General features: G+C 74.0%; 12 protein-coding genes. 10 read left to right on the top strand and 2 right to left on the bottom strand.

What is annotated here, in order from left to right; genetic code table 11:
* The first annotated feature begins 45 nt into the window (after positions 1-45).
* The 9 genes from ACFY0K_RS10580 to ACFY0K_RS10540 all read left to right on the top strand — a co-directional run bounded on the left by ACFY0K_RS10580 (position 46) and on the right by ACFY0K_RS10540 (position 17,458).
* Positions 46-3,939 carry an FHA domain-containing protein gene (locus tag ACFY0K_RS10580; protein ID WP_390639512.1) on the top strand — a complete coding sequence of 1,298 codons (3,894 nt, stop codon included), beginning with the start codon at positions 46-48 and terminating at the stop codon, positions 3,937-3,939.
* A gap of 153 nt (positions 3,940-4,092) precedes the next feature.
* Positions 4,093-5,469 (top strand): ABC transporter substrate-binding protein, encoded by a 1,377-nt coding sequence (locus ACFY0K_RS10575; protein ID WP_390639511.1) that lies wholly within the window; start codon positions 4,093-4,095, stop codon positions 5,467-5,469.
* 7 nt (positions 5,470-5,476) lie between these two features.
* Entirely contained in the window at positions 5,477-6,808 is a 1,332-nt protein-coding gene (locus tag ACFY0K_RS10570) for a carbohydrate ABC transporter permease (RefSeq protein ID WP_390639510.1), read from the top strand.
* On the top strand, positions 6,805-7,644 hold the full coding sequence (locus ACFY0K_RS10565) for a carbohydrate ABC transporter permease (protein WP_390639509.1): 840 nt from the start codon (positions 6,805-6,807) through the stop codon (positions 7,642-7,644). The genes ACFY0K_RS10570 and ACFY0K_RS10565 overlap by 4 nt, the downstream gene beginning before the upstream one ends.
* A 155-nt stretch (positions 7,645-7,799) precedes the next feature.
* Positions 7,800-10,061, top strand: coding sequence for a CDP-glycerol glycerophosphotransferase family protein (locus ACFY0K_RS10560; protein WP_390639508.1), 2,262 nt, complete (start codon positions 7,800-7,802; stop codon positions 10,059-10,061).
* Positions 10,062-10,185: 124 nt separating this feature from the next.
* Positions 10,186-12,378 carry a bifunctional glycosyltransferase family 2 protein/CDP-glycerol:glycerophosphate glycerophosphotransferase gene (locus tag ACFY0K_RS10555; RefSeq protein WP_390639507.1) on the top strand — a complete coding sequence of 731 codons (2,193 nt, stop codon included), beginning with the start codon at positions 10,186-10,188 and terminating at the stop codon, positions 12,376-12,378.
* A gap of 2 nt (positions 12,379-12,380) precedes the next feature.
* Entirely contained in the window at positions 12,381-14,585 is a 2,205-nt protein-coding gene (locus tag ACFY0K_RS10550; protein WP_390639506.1) for a CDP-glycerol glycerophosphotransferase family protein, read from the top strand.
* Positions 14,582-15,916, top strand: coding sequence for a hypothetical protein (locus tag ACFY0K_RS10545; RefSeq protein WP_390639505.1), 1,335 nt, complete (start codon positions 14,582-14,584; stop codon positions 15,914-15,916). The genes ACFY0K_RS10550 and ACFY0K_RS10545 overlap by 4 nt, the downstream gene beginning before the upstream one ends.
* A gap of 72 nt (positions 15,917-15,988) precedes the next feature.
* Positions 15,989-17,458 (top strand): hypothetical protein, encoded by a 1,470-nt coding sequence (locus tag ACFY0K_RS10540; protein WP_390639504.1) that lies wholly within the window; start codon positions 15,989-15,991, stop codon positions 17,456-17,458.
* On the opposite strand, the gene ACFY0K_RS10535 is transcribed toward ACFY0K_RS10540, so the two are convergent.
* On the bottom strand, positions 17,448-17,864 hold the full coding sequence (locus ACFY0K_RS10535) for an organic hydroperoxide resistance protein (protein WP_093502276.1): 417 nt from the start codon (positions 17,862-17,864) through the stop codon (positions 17,448-17,450). The genes ACFY0K_RS10540 and ACFY0K_RS10535 overlap by 11 nt on opposite strands.
* Positions 17,865-17,999: 135 nt before the next feature.
* Here ACFY0K_RS10535 and ACFY0K_RS10530 point away from each other — a divergent pair, with 135 nt between their 5' ends.
* Positions 18,000-18,497 carry a MarR family transcriptional regulator gene (locus ACFY0K_RS10530; RefSeq protein WP_352365155.1) on the top strand — a complete coding sequence of 166 codons (498 nt, stop codon included), beginning with the start codon at positions 18,000-18,002 and terminating at the stop codon, positions 18,495-18,497.
* Here ACFY0K_RS10530 and ACFY0K_RS10525 read toward each other — a convergent pair.
* Positions 18,494-20,059, bottom strand: coding sequence for a glycosyltransferase family 39 protein (locus ACFY0K_RS10525; protein WP_390639503.1), 1,566 nt, complete (start codon positions 20,057-20,059; stop codon positions 18,494-18,496). The two genes, ACFY0K_RS10530 and ACFY0K_RS10525, sit on opposite strands and share 4 nt — an antisense overlap.
* Positions 20,060-20,261 lie beyond the last annotated feature (202 nt).

Here is a 20,261-nt window from a genome sequence, read left to right as displayed (position 1 = left end):
GGTGGGGGGAATTCCGCGCCCGCGCAGAAGGGACCGCTGACGGCGATGCAGATCCGGCTGACCGTCGTAGACCCGCTGGGCCCTGCCGCGCAGCGGGGCCGGGCCGCGAGCCGGGACGTGCTGGTGACGGCGCCTTCGGGCACGGACCTGGCCGCGGTGGCGTCGGGGCTGGCCTCGGCGGTCACCGGGGACGGCAGCCTGGGCGGCAGGGAGCCGAGCGGCGCCCCGGTCGTGCTGTACGCCGGGACGGAGCGGCTGGACGCCCGCCGCCGCATCCTCGGCGAGCCCCCGCTGGTCGACGGCGCCGTGCTGTCCCTGGGCGCCCCCGCGGCCCCCGAGCCGCATCCCGAGCTGGACGACGCCCCGACCCAGCTGCACGTGGTCGCCGGCCCGGACGCGGGCGGGGTGCACCTCCTGCACGGCGGCCAGATCACCATCGGCCGCTCCGCCGACGCCGACGTTCCGCTCGACGACCCGGACGTCTCCCGGCTGCACTGCGCGGTCACGGTCACCGCCGACGGCCGGGTCTCGGTCGCCGACCTGCACTCCACCAACGGCACCGCCCTGGACGGCACCCGCGTCACCGACCGCCCGGTCCGCCTCACCCCGGGCTCGCTCCTGCGCATCGGCGAATCGGCCCTGCGGCTTACGCCGTCCGGGGGGCCGGGGGCCCGGGTGGGCACGGCACCCGACGGAGACGGGTGCGTGCGGGTGCTGACGGGCGGCACGGAGACCTACGGCGACCGTTCCGCCGCCGACGGGAGCGGTTCGGCCGCGCCGGCCGGGCGTACCCACCACGCCTACGGCACGGCGGGCTGGGGAGCCGCGGGCGGGGCGGCAGGCAGCCAGGAGCACGGTCCGGCGGAGCCGCCGGTCGTACCGGCTCAGGGGGACGCGCCGAGGATCGAGAGCCGGGTCGGGCAGCCGTCGGCCGGCCGTGCCGACGGGCCGCCGTGGACCGGGCGGGCCGGCGGGGCCGGAGCCGGCGGACAGCCGGGCGGTTTCCCGTCGTCCGCGGGGCAGCGGACCGAGCCGCCGTCGGCCGACCGCGGTTACGACGGTGACCGGCACGGGCACCCGTCGACCGGGAACCGCGGCACGCTGCCGGGCCCGCGCGGCGCTGCCGCCGCCGCGCCCGACTCGGGCACCGCGCACGGATCCGGGGCCGCCTACGGCGCCGGTGCGCCCCACGGACGGGGAACCGCGTACAGCGCCGGTGCGCCCCAGGGACCGGGAACCGCGTACAGCGCCGGTGCGCCCCACGGAGCAGGCGCCGCGTACGGCCCCGACGCGGCGCAGGGCCCCGGCACCGCACCCGGCTCCCCCGTCAGGCACGGCGCGGGCGACACACACGCCGGCCGAGCCGGGGTGCTGGGCGACCACCCGAGCGGCCCCTCCGGCCCCTCCGGCAGTGCCGGAGACGTCGGAAGCAGCCGAAGCTCCACAGGCGCGGGAAGCACCGCCCCCCGCCCCATGACCCCCGACCCCACCGACGGCAGCACTCTCGCCCCCGACCCCGCCGACGCCCCGTCCCCCGCCGGCAGGCGCAAGGGCACCCCCCTCCGCGGTACCGAGGCCCCCGCCCTGCCCGGCGCCCGCAGGCGCGGCGGGCTCGGCGCCTGGGCGCGGCGGCTGGCCGGCGGCCGCGGTGAGCCCCCGTCGGCCGCCGACGGCGAGACGGCGCCGCAGGACGGCATCGCCGCGTCCGCCGGTGTGCCCGACCGGCCGGAGACCTGGCCCGACCCCGCCGCCCTGCTGCTGACCGCGCTCGGCCCCGGCCCCCGCCTCTGGGAGCGCGGCCCCGGCCATCCGGAGGCGCTCACCGTCCGGCTCGGCACGGCGGACCGCCCGACGCCCGACGGCTCGGGCCTGCTCCCCGCCGTCCCGGTCACCGCCGATCTGCGCGAGGCCGGCGCCCTCGGCCTGGCCGGTCCGCGCGCCCGCCTGGCCGGCCTTGCCCGCGCGGTTGTGGCCCAGCTCGCCGCACTGCACTCGCCCGACCTGCTGGAGATCGTCCTGATCAGCGCGGACCGGGCCCGCCCCCTGGAGGAGCGCACGGCCGAATGGTCCTGGCTCGGCTGGCTCCCGCACGTCCGCCCGGGGCACGGCCAGGACTGCCGCCTGCTGCTGGCCTACGACCGTGAGCAGGCGGCGGCCCGCGTGGAGGAGCTGCTGCGGCGGACGGAGGAGCTGTCCGCCGCCCGCAGACCGGCCACCCCGTCCGACCGCCCCGCCCCCGCGCCGGTCCCCGCCCCGGCCCGTACTTCGGCGGACGCCGCGTCCCCCGAAGCCGCCAAGGGCCCGGGCCCTTCCTGGGCCCGCCACGACCTGGGTGCCGACGACGGCAGGGGCGGTTTCCCGGGCCCGTACACGGTCGTCGTCGTGGACGGCGATCCCGGTGGCTCCGCACTGCGCGAGGCGGTGGCACGGCTGACCGTGGCCGGACCGCGTGCCGGAGTGCACGTCGTCTGCCTGGCGGAGACGGCCCCCACCTCGCCCACCTCCCCGGTCGACCGGACCTACGAGGAGGCGTGCGCGGTGTCGCCGACGTTCCGGGAGTGCGGGGCGGTGGCCCTGCTGAGCGGCGACGTGGCGACGGCCCTGCACCTCTTGCGGGTCTCCGCCGGCGGCCGCACCGGCCAGGCCGGTGCGGCCGGCCCGGTCGGTCCCGGCACCCTGGCCGCGGTGGACGCGGTCTCCGCCGCCTGGGCCGAGCGGTTCGCGAGGGCGCTGGCCCCGCTGCGCCCCGACGGCCCCGGCGCCGACCGGCACCCGCGCATGGCCGCCCCGCTCCCCCAGTCCGCCCGGCTGCTGGACGAGTTGGGGCTGGCGAGGGCCACCCCGGCCTCGCTGATGGCCCGTTGGGCGGACGCGGCCGACGACACCGAGTCGCTGGGCGGCCGGGCCCGGGCGGTGCTCGGCGCCGGGCCGCGCGGCCCGCTCACCGCCGACCTGGTGACCGAGGGACCGCATCTGCTGATCGAGGGGCCGCCCGGCAGCGGCCGTACGGAACTGCTGCGGGCGGTGGTCGCCTCGCTGGCCGCCGCCGAGCGCCCCGACCGGCTCGGGGTCGTCCTCATCGACGGCCGCGACGGCGTCGGGACGGGCGCCGGGCACGGCGAGGGCCTGCGGGTCTGTACGGACATACCGCATGTCACGACCCACCTGACCGCCAACGACCCGGTGCGGATGCGGGAGCTGGCGCAGTCCCTGAGCGCCGAGCTGAAGCGGCGGGCCGAGCTGCTGGGCCGTGCCGACTTCACCGACTGGCACGCGCAGCGGGAGATCTCCGGCCGTATCGTCCCGCAGCGCGCCCGCCCCGCCGCCTCGGGCGCCGCGGACATAGAGGCCCCGCCGAGTTCGACGCTCCGGCTGCGCCCGTCGGCCGGTGCCGCGGCCCGTGGCCGTACGGAGGCGCCGCCGCCCCCGCTCCCCCGGCTCGTGGTCGTGGTCGACGACCTGGACGCCCTGGTCTCCCCCGCGCTCGGTTCACCGGGCCGCCCGGCCGCCGGTTCCGTGATGCGGGCGCTGGAGGCGGTGGCGAAGGAGGGCGAGCGGCTCGGCGTCCACCTGGTCGCGGCGGCCGGCACCGGCGGCCGTACCGCGGAGACGGAGCCGGCCAGGCAGGCCACCCTGCGCATCGCCCTGGACACCCCGGCCGACGGGCCCGAGGAACCGGCGCCGGGCCGTGGCCGTCTGACCACCCCGGACGGCCGCATCACGGCGTTCCAGACGGGCCGCGTCACGGGCCGCATCCCCCGCACGGCGACCCAGCGCCCCACCGTGGTCCCCCTCGACTGGCAGCGTATGGGCGACCCCCCGACCCGCCGCCCCGTCCGCGAACTCGGCAACGGCCCGACCGACCTGGCCCTGCTGGCAAGCGCGGTGGAGCGGGCCGCCAAGGAGGTTTCCGCGGCGGAGGTCCCTTCACTCTTGTGACCGGGGGCACAATCCCGGGTCGCTGATCACAACGTGATCACGATCCCCCGCACTGACCTGTCGGCACACTTGCCGCGTACGCGGCCCCCGCGTACACCGGAGCGCACGGGACAGAGTTCTGACGTTCAACGAAGAACGACGAACGGGGAAGTGATGCGCGCTAACAGCAGCACCATCCGGACACACAGGGCCCTCGCTACACTCGCCGCCCTGCTCGCGGGATCCCTCGCACTGGCCGCATGCGGAAGCAACGACAAGAAATCCGACGGCGACACCAGCACCGGCGCCACCCGGTCCAGCACCCTCAGCCTCCCGAAGCTCGACGGGACCACCCTCGAAGTGGCCGCCGTCTGGACCGGGCAGGAGCAGAAGAACTTCAAGCAGGTGCTCGCGGAGTTCGAGAAGCGCACCGGCGCGAAGGTCACCTTCGTGCCCGCCCAGGACCCGATCATCAACTTCCTGGGATCGAAGATCGCGGGCGGCCAGCCGCCGGACATCGCTCTGCTGCCGCAGCCCGGCGCGATCAAGCAGGCCGTGCAGAAGGGCTGGGCGAAGCCGCTGAGCGCCGACACGGTCACGGAGGTGCAGAAGAACTACTCGCAGGGCTGGCAGGACATCGGCAAGGTCGGCGGCAAGCAGTACGGCGTCTACTACAAGGCCGCCAACAAGTCGCTGATCTGGTACAACGCGAAGGTCTTCGAGAACGCGGGCGCCAAGGAGCCCAAGACCTGGCAGGACCTGCTGACGACGGCGCAGGCGGTGTACGACTCGGGCGTCACCCCGTTCTCGGTCGGCGGCGCGGACGGCTGGACGCTGACCGACTGGTTCGAGAACGTCTACCTCTCCCAGGCGGGCCCGGAGAAGTACGACCAGCTCGCCCAGCACAAGATCAAGTGGACCGACCCGTCGGTGAAGCAGGCGCTGACCACACTGGCCGAGGTCTGGGGCAAGAAGGGGTACGTCGCGGGCAACGCGTCCGGCGCGCTGCAGACGGAGTTCCCGGCCTCGGTCACCCAGACCTTCACCGGCGGCGACCAGCCGAAGGCGGCCATGGTGTACGAGGGCGACTTCGTGCAGGTCAACATCGGCGAGACCAAGGCGAAGGTGGGCACGGACGCCAAGGTGTTCCCGTTCCCGTCGGTCGGCTCCACGGCCCCCGTGGTCTCCGGCGGTGACGCGGCGGTGATCTTCAAGGACTCCAAGGGCGCCCAGGCGCTGGCGAAGTTCCTGGCCTCCCCGGACGCGGCGACGATCCAGGCGAAGCTCGGCGGTTACCTCTCGCCGAACAAGAGCGTGCCGAACTCGGCGTACCCGAACGAGGTGCAGCGCACGATCGCCAAGTCGCTGATCGCGTCCGGTGACGACTTCCGCTTCGACATGTCCGACCAGGCCCCGCAGGCGTTCGGCGGCACCCCGGGCAAGGGCGAGTGGAAGGACCTCCAGGACTTCCTGCAGAACCCGACGGACGTCGCGGGCACCCAGGCGAAACTGGAGAAGGACGCGGCGGCCGCCTACGGCAGCGGAAGCTGACCCGGCGATGGCCGCGCCTACGACCACGGCCCCCGCTCCGCCGGGCCGCCGCAGAAGCGTGACCGGCACCCGCAGGAGCGTGGCGGTTCTCTTCCTCCTGCCCGCCCTGGTGCTGCTCGGCGCGCTCGTGGTCTACCCGATCGGGTACTCGCTGATCCGCAGCTTCTACAACGCGAACGGGGACGGGTTCGCCGGCTTCGACAACTACAAGGCGATCTTCACGGACGACGGCATCCGCACCGCCCTGAAGAACAACGTGATCTGGGTGGTGTTCGCGCCGACCGTCTCCACGGCCCTCGGCCTGATCTTCGCGGTGCTGACCGAACGGGTCCGCTGGGGCACGGCGTTCAAGCTGGTCGTCTTCATGCCGATGGCGATCTCGATGCTGGCCGCCGGGATCATCTTCCGCCTCGTCTACGACCAGGACCCGGGCAAGGGCGTCGCCAACGCGGTCTGGGTCGGTATCCACGACACCTTCGCCCAGTCCTCCGCGTTCCCGAACGCCCACCCCGGCCGCGAGTCGCCCCTCAAAGCGGACCAGGGCGGCTTCATCACGGCGGCGACCGTCCACACCGGGCAGACCGTCACCCTCCCGCTCGTCGGCGTCGCCCCCGACCAGATGCCCGGCGGCGCGAAGAAGGCCGTGGCGGCCAAGGCCGACCCGGGGAAGATCACCGGCACCGCCTGGCAGGACTTCACCCGCGGCAGGGGCGTCGGCACCCTCGGCGTCCCCGACCCGTCCGAAGTCGGCTACGACGGGATGCGGATCGAGGCGGTGAAGAACGGCAAGGTGGTGGCGTCGACGAAGGCGGCGGCCGACGGCACCTTCACCCTGCCCGCCGCGGCCGACGGGGCACAGCTCCGGCTGCCCGCGAGCAACTTCAAACAGCCCTACAACGGCGTCGACTGGCTCGGCCCGTCCCTCGTCACCCCGGCCATCATCGGGTCGTACGTGTGGATGTGGGCCGGCTTCGCGATGGTGCTGATCGCGGCCGGCCTGGCCGGGCTGCCCCGGGAGCTGCTGGAGGCGGCGCGGGTCGACGGAGCGACCGAGTGGCAGGTGTTCCGCAAGGTCACCATCCCGCTGCTCGCGCCGGTCCTCGCGGTGGTCACCGTCACCCTGATGATCAACGTGCTGAAGGTCTTCGACCTCGTGTACATCATCGCGCCGGGCTCCTCGCAGGACGACGCGAACGTGCTGGCCCTGGAGCTGTACCGCAAGGGCTTCTCGGAGGGCCAGCCGGGCATCGCGAGCGCGATCGCGGTGTTCCTGCTGCTGCTCGTGATCCCGGTGATGTGGTTCAACGTGCGCAGGCTGCGGCGGGAGGAGCGGCGATGAGCTGGCTGCTGGACAAGATCAACGGCGGTCTGGTGCGCGTCTTCCTGATCGTCGTGGCGCTGTTCTGGCTGGTGCCGACGATCGGGTTGCTCGCCTCCTCGCTCCGGTCGCCGGACGACATGAGCGCGAGCGGCTGGTGGCACGTCTTCAGCAAGCCGTCCCAGCTGACGTTCGACAGCTACCAGAAGCTCCTGGAGAACAGCGACATCACCAGTTCCCTCTGGAACACGGTCCTGATCACCGTCCCGGCGACGGTCCTGGTCGTGGTCATCGGGGCGCTGGCCGGTTACGCGTTCGCGTGGATGGAGTTCCCGGGCCGGGACTGGTGGTTCCTGGTCGTGGTCAGTCTCCTGGTCGTGCCCGTCCAGGTCGCGCTGATCCCGATCGCCGAACTCTTCGGCAAGATCGGCCTGTTCGGGACGATCTTCGGGGTGATCCTCTTCCATGTCGGCTTCGGGCTGCCGTTCGCGGTGTTCCTGCTGCGGAACTTCTTCGCGGAGATCCCGCGCGAGCTGCTGGAGGCGGCCCGTCTCGACGGCGCCGGGGAACTGCGGCTGTTCACGCGGGTGGTGATGCCGCTCGGCGGGCCGGCGATCGCGAGTCTGGGCATCTTCCAGTTCCTGTGGGTGTGGAACGACATGCTGGTCGCGCTGGTGTTCACCAAGTCGGGCACCCAGCCGATCACGGTCGCGCTGCAGACCCAGGTACGCCAGTTCGGCAACAACGTCGACGTCCTCGCGCCCGGTGCCTTCATCTCGATGGTGATCCCGCTGGCGGTGTTCTTCGCGTTCCAGCGGCAGTTCGTGTCCGGGGTGATGGCGGGCGCGGTCAAATAACCGCACAAGGGGTCGTCAGCGGGGGCGGGCCGGCCACCGGCCCGCCCCCGCCCGTTCACGGAACGTAACCCACATGACGTAACGAACCGTAACCAAATCATTCCATTGGCCGTTCCCGGGCAGAACGCCCGCGCCGACCGACCCATGGATGTCCCTTGCCCAGGTTCAGTGTCATCGTCCCCGCGTACCAGGTCCAGGCGTATCTGCCCGAGTGCCTGGACTCGGTGCTCTCGCAGTCGTACCCCGATCTGGAACTGATCGCCGTGGACGACTGCTCGCCGGACGCCTGCGGCACGATCATCGACGAGTACGCGGCCCGGGACTCGCGCGTGACGGCCCTGCACCTGCCGGAGAACCAGGGCCTGGGCGGGGCCCGCAACGCGGGGATGGCTCAGGCGCGCGGCGACTACCTGCTCTTCCTGGACAGCGACGACACGCTGACGCCGGACGCGCTGCGGGCGATCGCCGACCGGATCAAGGAGGCGGGCGATCCGGACCTGCTCGTGTACGACTACGCGCGGACGTTCTGGACCGGCCGGGCGGAACGCAACAAGCTCGCGCCGCAGCTGGCCGAGGAGGGTCCGGCGCCCTTCCGGCTCGCGGACCGGCCCGGTCTGCTCCGCGTGCTCATGGTGGCCTGGAACAAGGCGTACCGGCGGGAGTTCGTCGAGGAGAACGGCCTGGTCTTCCCGCCCGGCTTCTACGAGGACACGCCGTGGACCTACCCGGCCCTGCTGACCGCGGGGTCGATCGCGACCCTCGACCGGGTCTGTGTGCACTACCGGCAGCGGCGCCAGGGCAGCATCCTCGGCACCACCAGCCGCAGGCACTTCGACATCTTCGAACAGTACGACCGGGTCTTCGCGTTCCTCGCCGAGCGGCCCGAACTGGCGGACTGGCAGCCGGTGTTGTTCCGCCGCATGGTCGACCACTTCACCACGGTGTTCACCAGCCGGAACCGGCTTCCGAAGGGCAGCCGCGGGGAGTTCCTGCGCACGGCCCGCGCCCACTACGGGCGTTACCGGACGGGCGGCTCGAACGTCCCGCTCCGCACCCGGCTCCGCCACGGCCTCGTCCACTACGGCCTGCACCGCACCTACGGCGCCCTGCAGTGGGCGATGTCCGCCCGCCGCCGCGCGGTCAAGGCCGGCGTGAAGTCCCTCCGCGGTCTGCGCTCGGCCCTGCTCCAGCTGCACTACCGGATCCAGCTGCGCCTCCCGCTGCGCGCCGACCGCGCGGTCTTCGCCGCCTACTGGAACCGCGGGCACGGCTGCAATCCCGGTGCGCTGGAGGCGGCGTTCCGCGCCCACGCCCCGCACGTCCGCACGGCCTGGATCGCCCGCCCGGAACACCACCACACGATCCCGCCGGGCCCGCGCCGGCTGCGGCCGGGCACCTTCGCCTACTGGACGGCGCTGGCCCGCTCCAAGTACCTGGTCAACAACGTCAACTTCGACCGGCGGCTGAAGAAGCGCCCGGGCCAGGTGTTCGTGCAGACCCAGCACGGCACCCCGCTCAAGCACATGGGCCTCGACCTCCAGGAACGCCCGGCGGCGGCCGCCGGCATGGACTTCGAGGAGCTGCTCCGGGGCGTCGACAAGTGGGACTACGTCCTGTCCGCCAACCGCCACACCACCCTGACCTGGGAGCGCGTCTATCCCGGCGGATACCGGACCCTCGAATTCGGCTACCCGCGCAACGACGTCTTCCAGTCGGCCACCTCGGCCGACGTCACCCGGATCCGGGAGTCGCTCGGCGTCCCCGAGGGCGCGGTCGCCCTCCTGTACGCCCCCACCCACCGCGACTACCGGCGCACCCAGCGGCCCGCCCTCGACCCGGACCGGATCGTGCGCCGCCTCGGCCCCCGCTTCGTGATCCTGGCCCGCGCCCACTACTGGCACGGCGGCCGGTTCGCGTCCGGGGACCGGGTGATCGACGTCAGCGACCACCCCAGCGTGGAGTCGCTCTGCCTGGCCGCGGACGCGCTGGTCACCGACTACTCCTCCCTGATGTTCGACTACGCCAACCTGGACCGGCCGATCGTCGTGCACACCGAGGACTGGGACGCCTACAGCGCGGCCCGCGGCACCTACTTCGACCTGCGCTCCAGCCCGCCGGGCGCGGTCGCCCGCACCGAGGACGAGCTGATCGACATCTTCGCCGGCGGCCACTGGCGCGGCTCCCGCTCCGCCCAGCTGCGCGCCGCGTTCCGCGAGCGGTTCTGCCGGTACGACGACGGGCGCGCCGCCGAGCGGGTCGTACGGCACGTGGTGCTCGGGGAGACGGCCGGGCTGCCGGAGTTCATCCCGCTGGCGGATCGGCACCCGGTGCCCCCGGCGGCCTCGGGGCTCGCCCACTCCCCGTCGGCCACCGTTCCGCAACCTTCCGGACATCTGCCCGTCACCGAGAGCCGTTGATCGCCGTTTGCCTTGCAGGGAGCTCTCTCATGCCCCCCGACACCTCGCGGCCCACCCCGTCCCGGCCGTCCACCTGGCGGCCGACGGGAAGGCCGGGCCGCATGCACACCTGAGAAAGAGCAGCATGCCCCGCTTCAGCATCATCGTCCCGTCCCACGGGGTCGCCGGCCGGCTGTCCCAGGCGCTGGACTCGGTCCTCGCCCAGTCCTTCGGCGACCTGGAGCTGATCCCGGTCTGCGACGCGCCCGACGCCCCGGCCGCCTCGGTCGCCGCCGCCTACGCCGAACGGGACTCCCGGGTCACCCCGGTGCACTCACCGCCCTCCGCCGGGCTGAGCGGGGCCCGGAACACCGGGATGCGGGCGGCGCACGGCACGTACCTGCTCTTCCTCGACGGCGACGACGTCCTGGTCCCGGGCGCGCTGGCGCTGCTGGACGCCCGGCTCGCCGAGACCGGTGCCGTGGACGTCCTGTACGCCGAGCACGAGCGCGCACCCTGGTGGGAGGGCGAGCCGGGCAACCCGGCGGCGCCCTTGCTGGCGGGCGTTCCGAGCGGCGCGTTCGCCCCGGACCGGGCGCCGCGACTGACCGGCGTGGCCCTGCCGGCCTGGAGCGCGGTCTACCGCCGGTCCTTCCTCACCGAGCGGCGGCTGAGCTTTCCGGACGGGCACTTCACGGACCTCGGCTGGGGCGGGCTGACCACCGTCGCCGCCGAGCGGATCGCGGTGCTGCGCTCGGTGGTCGTACGGCACCGGCTGCGCCGGCAGGGCAGCCGGCTCAACCTGCCGGGGCCGCACCAGCACGAACTCCTCGACCAGGCGGAGCTGGTCCTCGAGCGGGCCGCCGCGCTGCCGGGCGATCGGGCTCGGGCGTTGTTCGAGCAGGTCTTCGCGGTGGTGCTGCGGACGGCCGCGCGGCCGGAGCGGATGCCGTCCGGGCACCGGGCGTTCTTCCGGCGGGCGGCCCGGCTGCACCGCGCGCACCGCCCCGAGGGGTTCCGGATGCCGGGCGGGAGCGTGGGTGTCCAGCACCGGCTGCTGGCGGCGGGCGCGTACACGGCGTTCCGCGCGCTGCGCGGCGCCAACCGGATCGCGTCCGGCGCCGCCGGACGGCTGCCCCGCCCGCACCTGCCGCTCACCCGGCTGCGGTACGCCCTCGACCTGCGCCGCCCGCTGGACCCGGACCTCGCCGTGTACTGCGCCTACTGGGGGCGCGGCTACGTCTGCAACCCGGCCGCGATCCACGCCGTGGCCCGCGAACTCGCCCCGCACATCCACTCGGTGTTCCTGGTCGAGGCCGGCCGGGAACACACCGTGCCGGACGACGTCGAGTCCGTGGTGATCGGCAGCCGCCGGTACTGGGAGGTGCTGGCCCGCGCCAAGTACCTGGTCAACAACGCCAACTTCGCCGAAGGGGTCGTCAAGCGGCCCGGCAGCGTCCACGTGCAGACGCAGCACGGCACCCCGCTGAAGAAGATGGGCGTCGACCAGTCGACGTACCCCGTGGTCGCCGCGCAGACCGGCAGCTTCACCAAGCTGCTGGGCCGCGTCGACCGCTGGGACTTCAACCTCTCCTCCAACCGCCACTCCACCCAGACCTGGGAACGCGCCTTCCCCGGCTCCTACCAGACCCTGGAGTACGGCTATCCGCGCAACGACGTCTACTACACGGCCTCCGGTCACGACGTGGTCCGGGCCCGCCGCAGGCTGGGGGTCCCCGACGGCAGGACGGCCGTGCTGTACGCCCCCACCCACCGCGACCACCACACCGGCTTCGAGCCCGGCCTCGACCTGGAGGCGTTCTGCGAGGCGGCCGGCGAGGACGTCGTCGTGCTGCTGCGCGCGCACTACTTCTACGACCGGGGCCGGGCGGCGGCCACCGGCCGGGTCATCGACGTCACCGCGCACCGCTCCGCCGAGGACGTCTGCCTGGCCGCGGACGCGCTGATCACCGACTACTCCTCCATCATGTTCGACTACGCCAACCTGGACCGGCCGATCGTGGTCTACGCCGACGACTGGGAGGTCTACCGGGAGACCCGGGGCGTCTGCTTCGACCTGATGGCCGAGCCGCCTGGTCCGGTCGCCCACACCCCCGAGGAACTGGCCCGGATCTTCCGCGACGGCTCCTACCGGGGCCCGGAGTCCCGGCGGCTGCGCGCCGAGTTCCGTTCCCGGTACTGCCAGTTCGACGACGGCCTGGCCGCCGAGCGGGTGGTACGGCGGGTGTTCCTCGGCCGGCCGCCGGAGGAGATCCCGAAGGTGATCCCGCTCGCCGAGCGCCTGCCCGCCCCGGCCGTGACCCTCGTCAGGAGCTGACCGTGCCCCGACTCAGTGTGATCGTCCCCTGTTTCAAGGTGCAGGGCTTCCTCCGCGAGTGCCTCGACTCGGTCCTGGAGCAGTCCTTCCACGACATCGAGGTGATCGCCGTCGACGACCGCTCCCCGGACGGCAGCGGCGCGATCCTCGACGAGTACGCGGCCCGCGACCCGCGCGTGCGGGTCCTGCACCTGCCCGAGAACGTCGGCCTCGGCCGCGCCCGCAACGCCGCACTCCCGTACGCCACCGGTGACTTCCTCCTCTTCCTCGACAGTGACGACACCCTCACGCCGGGCGCGCTGCGGGCGGTCGCCGACCGGCTGGCGGAGACCGGCGACCCGGACGTGCTGGTCTTCGACTACGCGCGCACGTACTGGTGGGGCGGGACCCGGCGCAACGCCCTGGCGGAGGTGCTCAGTGCCACCGACGGCGTCTTCACGGCGGCCGAACGCCCGGAGATCCTCGACCTGTTGATGGTGGTGTGGAACAAGGCCTACCGGCGTGACTTCGTCGAGGAGAACGGCTTCCGGTTCCCGCCGGGCTACTACGAGGACACTCCCTGGACCTTCCCGGTCCTGCTCAGCGCGGGCCGGATCGTCACCCTCGACCGGATCTGCGTCAACTACCGGCAGCGACGGCAGGGCAGCATCCTCTCCACCACCAGCCGCAAGCACTTCGACGTCCACGAGCAGTACAAACGGGTCTTCGCCTTCGTCGACGCCCACCCCGAACTGGCCGGCTGGCGGCCCCGCCTGCACCGGAGGATGGGCGAGCACTGCCTGGACATCCTCGCCAAACCGGACCGGCTGCCGCCCGCCGCCAGGGCCGAGTTCTTCCGGCGGACGGCGGAGCTGTACCGGGCGTTCCGGCCGGAGGGGGCCGATCCCGGTGACCTCCGTGACCTTGATGTGCTGGCGGGGTCGTACGCGTCGTACCGGCTGCGGGAGCAGGCCGGGCGGGCCGGACGGGCGGGCGGCAGGCAGGCGCTGCGGGTGCGGCGGGCGGCGGCCCGGGCCCGGCGGGCGCTGACCGGGCTCCGCGGCCGACGCCCGCTGGACGAGGACCTGGTCCTGTACTCGGCGGCCTCGCACCAGGGGCTGCGCGGCGACCCGGCGGCCGTGTACCGGGCGGCCCGGGAGATCGCCCCGCGGCTGCGCGGCGTCTGGGTGGTGCGGGACGCGGAGGTCGCGGCGGAGCTGCCGGCCGGCGTCGACCACGTACTGCTGGACTCCCCGGAGTACCTGCGGCTGGCCGCCCGCGCGAAGTTCTTCGTCAACGACGTCAACTGGAGCGGCACGCTGGTGAAACGGCCCGGCAGCGTGCACGTCCACACCCACCGGGGCACCCCGCTCAAGTACGTGGGCGCCGACCTGCTGGGCAAGCCCGGCGCCCGGCTCGGTCTCGACGTGCCGCAGATGCTGCGCCGGGCCGACCGCTGGGACCACAGCCTGGTCGCCAACCGCCACTCGGAGCTGGTGTGGGAGCGGGCCTACCCCTGCCACTTCGCCTCGGCCCGCACCGGCAGCCCGCGCAACGACGTCCTGGTCGCCGGCGGCCCGACGGACTTCCGGGTACGGCACGGCATTCCGGCCGACCACACCGTGGTGCTCTACGCGCCGACCCGCCGCGACTACGTCCGGGGCGGGCACGTCGACCGGATCGACCTGGCCCGGTTCGCCGCCGACCTCGGGGAGGGGCACACGCTGGTGGTCCGGCTGCATCCGGCCCTCGCGACCGGTCCGGCACGCGGGCTGGGCCTGGCGGAACTGCACCGGCGCGGCATCGTGGTCGACGCGACCGGCGAACCGCACGCCGAGGAGGTCATGCTGGCCTCGGACGCCCTGGTCACCGACTACTCCTCGATCATGTTCGACTACGCCAATCTGGACCGGCCGATCGTCGTGCACGCCGACGACTGGCCCACGTTCACCGCGAGCCGGGGCGCCTATCTCGACATCACCGCCGAGGCGCCGGGCCATGTCTCGCGCTCCTACCGGGAGCTGGCGTGGCTGTTCGCCTCGGGCGGCTGGCGGGACGAGGAGTCGGCGCGGCTGCGGGCCGACTTCCGGTCCCGGTTCTGCGAGTTCGACGACGGCAGGGCCGCCGAACGGGTCGTACGCACACTGCTGCTCGGCGAGGCGATGCCGGAGCCGCCGGGCCGGGTGCCCGGTCCGGCCGGCGCGCGTGACCTGCTGGCGTCGACGTGAGACCGCGCACCTGGGTGCTGGTGCTGGCCGCCGTCTTCGCCCTGCTGCAACTCGCCGACGTCACCGGCCGGGACACGCCGGACTCCAAGAACTACGTGTCCTACGCGCTGACCCTGGCCGGGGCGGGCAAGCGGGAGGCTGCGACCGAGACGGTGGACTGGGTGTGCGCCGGCAAGGCGTCGGCGGCGGAGCGCGCGCGGCGCGTCGACGTGGTGCACTTCCGCGCGCCCAGTCCGGCGGGCCGGGTGTTCGCCGCGTGCCGGGCCGGTGAACTGCGCCGGGTGGAGCGGCGGTTGCGGGCCGGGGGCGCGCAGACGGACGGGCACGTCGTGCCGTTCGTGGCCCCCCGGCTGCGGCGGATCTTCGAGGTGCGGCCGGGGTATCCGGTGTTCCTGGTGCCGTTCGTCACCGCGTTCGGGGTGACGTGGGGGGTGTGGCTGGCGAGTGTGCTGGTCGCGGGCGCCGGCGGGGTGCTGGTCTTCCTGGTGCTGCGGACGGTGTCCGTGCCGGTGCCGCTCGCGCTGACCGGGCAGGTCCTGTACTACGTCCTGCCGGTCGGCACGACCGCTATGCGGCCGATGACGGAGGGCCTGATGCTGGCCCTGACCCTGACGGCGCTGTGGGGGTGCGCGCTGGTCCTGACCGGGAGGGTGAAGGCGGGGGCGGCGTCGGCGGCGGGCGGGTTGCTCGCGCTGTTCGCCGTGAAGCATTCGCAGGCGCTCTTTCTCGGTGCGTGCCTGGCCGGGGCGGCGGCGGTGGTCGCGCTGTGGCGGCGCCGTCGGCACGCGCGGAGACTCGGTGGCGGACGGAGCGCCGGCGGCGGACGGAGCCCCGGGCGCGGACGGAGTCCCGGGCGCGGGGTGGCCGCGATCGCGGTGGTGGGGTGCGGGGCGGTGGCGGGCACCCTGATCCTGGCCCGGCTGCTGCGCTACCCCTCCGAGGCGGAGAGCGTGCAGGACCTGCTGACCGGCCACTACACCTACCCGGACCGGGCCCACCCGTGGCGGGACTTCCTCCATCTGGAGTTCGCCTTCTGGGTGGAGTGGCTGCGGCGGCAGCTGACGGAGCCGCTGTTCCCGGCCCTGCTGGCGGCCGGGGCGTGTGGAGCGCGACGGCGGCCCGCCTTCGGTGTCTTCCTGCTGGCGGCCGCCGGAACCGGGATCCTCACCCAGGCCGCGCACCCCGACATCACCGTCTTCGGCGACCGGATGATCGTACTGGCATGGCTGCTGCCGGTGGTGGGCGTGCCGCTGCTCCTCGAACCGCTGGTGCGCAGGCCGGTCCCGGTTCCCGTGCAGGGGCCGGCCAGGGCGGTCGGTGTCACTCGATGAGGTGATGGACGGCAGCGCGGCCGGGGCGGACGGGAACACTTGGCAAATGGTCCGTCCCGTCCGTTTCCTCCAGTGAGCACCGGCGCCCTGCTCCGGCGCGCCACGCCCGGCTGCACCGCCCTGCGCGGCGGCCGCGTCCGCAGGCTCACCCCGTACCAGGTCTTCGGCCTGCTGTTCTGGCTGCTGATGACCCTGGCGTACTGGCGGGTGCCGCCCTGCTGCGAGGCCGGACTGCACGCGGCGGCGGTGGCCCGGCTGCGGGCCGGCCTGATGGACACCGCCGTCTCCCCCTACGTACTCGCCCAGGGTGCGCTCGCCCGGCTGACCGGGCTGACGGGGTGGCAGCTGCTGCGGGTGTGCGGTCCGCTCCATCTGCTGGTGCTGCTGACGGGCCTCGGCCGGCTGGTCCGCGTGCTCACCCCGCGCCCGTGGGCGCCGGTGCTGGCGCTGGGCTTCGTGTCCGTGCTGTGGGGCACGCGACCGGCGTGGGGCGGCGGCTCGCTGGCCCTGCTGCCGCTGACCGGCAGCCTCGGCTACCCCTCCGCGTTCGCCCTCGGCCTGACCCTCTGGGCCTGGGCCCTGACCGGCGCCCGCGCCCGCGATCTGCGCCGGGTGCGCTACGTCGGCCCGAGCGGCCTGCGCAGCCTGTCCGGCTACGCGGCGCTCGGCCTGCTGTACGGGACGGTGGCGCTGGTCGACCCGGTGACCGGGGTGGGCGCGGCGGCCGGGGCGGTGGCGTTCGTGGCGGGCTGGCAGCGGGGGTGGCGGGCCGCGGTGTGGGGACGGTGGGCGCTGCTGTGCACGGTGGCGGCGGCCGTGCTCGCCTTGGGGACGCACGCGCGCGTGCTGCCGCCGTCGGCGTACGGGTCGTACACCGACCTGGGCGGGTGGGCCGGCCAGTGCTGGCTGGCGCTGCTCGGGCTCCCGGCGCTGTGGCTGCGGACCCGGCGGGCGGGCGGCGCCGTGGGACGGGGGGCGGCGGGTTCCGCGGCCTGGCGTGACCCGCTCGTGCTGCTGTTCGCCCTGGAGTGCCTGGTGCTGGTGTGCGGGCGGCTCGTCGGGCTGCTCGGGCTCGTGCTGCTGGCGCCGCAGTGCGCGCTCGCCCAGGAGCTGGCGGCGGAGCGGCCCTGGTGCGGGTGGCGGTGGATGCTGGGCTGGGCCGCGGCCGGCGGGGTCTGCCTGGGCTTTCTGGCCGCGCAGGCCGGGGCGGTCGTACCGCGCTCGGTGGACCCGGTCGGCTTCGTGCAGCCGCCGCGCTGGCCGTCGTACGACTGGGCGGCCCGGCACATCGGCCCGGGGGAACCGGTGGTCACGGACGCCTACTACGCCGTGCGGCTGCTCCCCGGCTACGGCATCGCCCTGACCGACGGCCACGACCACCGCCCCCGGGTGCGCTGGCTGCTGCTGACGCGGCAGGAGCGGCTGCCCGCGGGGGCGGTGGTCGTGGACTGGAGCCGGCGAACCGGGGAGGTGCTCGCGCGGCTCACCCGAACGGGTGCGGCGTCCCGGGTACCGCTGGTCACCCGATCGGTTACTCGATGACGAGCTCGACCGGGATGTTGCCCTTGGTGGCCTTGGAGTAGGGGCAGAAGTCGTGGGCCTGGTGGACCAGCTTCTCGCCGGTCTCGTTGGCGAGGGCCTCCGGAAGCTCGACGCGCAGGGTGACCTTGAGCGCGAAGCCGCCGTCGGACTCGTCCTTGCCGATGCCGACCTCGGCGGTGACGGAGATCTCGCCGGTGTCGACCTTGGCCTGGCGGCCGATGGCGCCGAGGGCGCTGGCGAAACAGGCGGCGTAGCCGGCGGCGAAGAGCTGCTCGGGGTTGGTGCCCTGGCCGTTGCCACCCAGCGCGGGCGGGAACGCCAGCGCGAGGTCCAGCTGGCCGTCCGAGCTGACCGCCCGTCCTTCCCGGCCGGTGGCGGTGGCGGCTGCGGTGTAGATGGCGTCCATCGAAGACCATCCCTCTCGAATTGCTCGAAGTATCGGTGTCCGGCGGCTCCTGTTCCCGCCGCCCTCACGACCACAAGTAGAGCACACAATTCAATTGCACACAACTAAATGACCCGCGAGCGCTACCCTTGAGCCATGACCGCGACGACCTCGACCCCCGGCCCCGCCCCGAGTCCCGCCCCCGAGGTGGAGTGGCTCCGCCTGGACCGCCAGATCTGCTTCTCCCTGCACGCCGCGTCCCGCGCCTTCAACGGCGTCTACCGCGTGATCCTCAAGGACCTCGGGCTCACCTACCCGCAGTACCTGGTGATGCTGGTGCTGTGGGAACAGGGCGACCTCCCGGTCAAGAAGCTCGGCGAACACCTGCGCCTCGACTCCGGCACCCTGTCCCCGCTGCTCAAGCGCCTGGAGACGGCGGGTCTGGTGCGCCGCGAACGCAGCACGCGCGACGAACGCTCGGTGGAGGTGCGCCTGACGGAGGAGGGCACCGCGCTGCGCGAACGGGCCCTGGAGGTGCCGCGGCGGATCGTGGCGGCGACGGGCTTCGACGTGGAGGAGATCCGGGACCTGAAGGAGCGCCTGGACCAGCTGACGGGGACCCTGGACGCGGCGGCCGCGGAGGCGGCCCTTTAGGGGGGCGGGGCGGTTGCCGATGGGCGACCGCCGCCGCGTAGGCGCGACCCTTCCCCACCGGCCTGCACTGCGGACTCGGCCGCACCCACCCGGATCGGCCGCACGTACAACCGCAGCGCGACCCGGTCGATCACCAGCTCCTCCCGCAACACGAACTGCTGGTTCAGCACGGCCCACTTGGCCCGCTCCGTCGGAAGCCGCGGCCGGTACCCGCTCACCAGCGCGTACTTCTCCATCACGGCCCACACCTCGTCGGCCCCCGCCAACCGCCGCCGCAGCGTCCCCACCCCCACCTCACGCCCGTACAACGTCCCCGACACCGGCCCCGGCTCGGCCAGTGCGACGTCCCTCGTGGACTTGAAGTCGGCGGGGTACGCGAGTTCCGCCCCGCGCGCGTGGGCCGGCAGGAACAGCACGGGGTCGCCGGGCCGCAGCACACGGGCCACGGCCGCCGCGACCGCCCCGAGGTCGTCGGGACGGGTGCCCGGCACCCGGTCCGCCCGCAGCAGCGGCACCTGGTGGCTGAAGGCGAGCAGCACCGCCAGGACCCCGGCCAGGGTGAGCGCGGGCGACCGGAGCACCGGCTGTGTGCGGTGGGACCAGAGCCGGCCGAGCACCCGGACGACCTGGTCCGCGCCGAGCGCCACCAGCAACGGCGCCCCGGCCAGCGCGTACAGCACGTACCGGTCGACGTACAACGGGGTGAACTGCGAGGCCAGCATCAGTGCCACCGGCGGCAGCACCGCGAGCGGCAGCGCGACCGCCGCGAGGGTCACCTCGCCGCGCCGGCCCACCAGCCGCGTCAGCCCCAGCAGTGCGAGCGCCAGGCACGCCCAGTACACCCCGTCGGTCGGTCCGAGGTACTGGCGCAGCAACTCCTGGGCGGTCTCCACGTCCGGCTCCCGCAGCCAGGCCACCTGGGCCGACTGCCCGCGGGAGACCACGACCATCGGCAGCAGCGACAGCGCCACGCCCCCGGCCGCGCAGCCCCACCTGCGCCACACCCTTCCCGACGAACGGGCCAGCGCCAGAGTTCCCGCGTGCGCGAGCAGCAGCAGGACGGCGAACTCGTGCAGCCAGCAGGTGAGTCCGAGGACGGCGCCGTACCACCACCAGAGCCGGCGCCCCTCCTCCCGCACCGCCCGGACGAGGAGCAGCGTCGCGCCGGTGGCGCCCGCGGCGACCAGGGCGTACGAGCGGCCCTCCTGCGCGTAGTGGCCGACCAGCGGGGTGACCGCGTACAGCAGCCCGGCCCACAGTCCGACGCGCGGCCGGGCCAGGCGCATGCCGAGGGCGGCGACCAGGCCCGCGGTGCCGGCCGCCGCGCACACCGAGGGCAGCCGCAGGACGACCTCGCCGGGGTGGCCGGGGTCGGCGGCGAGGACGACGTGCATCAGCAGGTAGTACAGGCCGTGCACGGCGTCGACCTCGTGCAGCAGCCGCCAGATCTGCGGCACCGTGCGCCGGGCGACCTGGTAGGTGACGGCCTCGTCGCGCCACATGCCGCCGCGGTGCAGCCCCCAGCACCCGACGGCGAGCATCGCCGCGGCCGGGCCGGCCACGGCGAGGAACCGGGCGGCCCGCGGCCACCGGGGCGGACCGCCCGACGGGCGCGGCCGACTCCGTGGAACCGACCGGCTGTCGTCTTCTGTTCGTGTCGTAAGCGGATGTGCTTTCACGAGAGGCCCGATACTCACCACGGCCCGATCTTTTGCGATTAGCCAACCTTTGCCGGGTATTGACGGCGTATCGGCATGGATACAC

It is taken from the genome of Streptomyces sp. NPDC001507 (assembly GCF_042894765.1).
In the GTDB taxonomy this organism is placed as follows: domain Bacteria; phylum Actinomycetota; class Actinomycetes; order Streptomycetales; family Streptomycetaceae; genus Streptomyces.
Note: the sequence above shows the minus strand (reverse complement) of the source record. Positions and strands in the feature narration are given on the sequence as shown.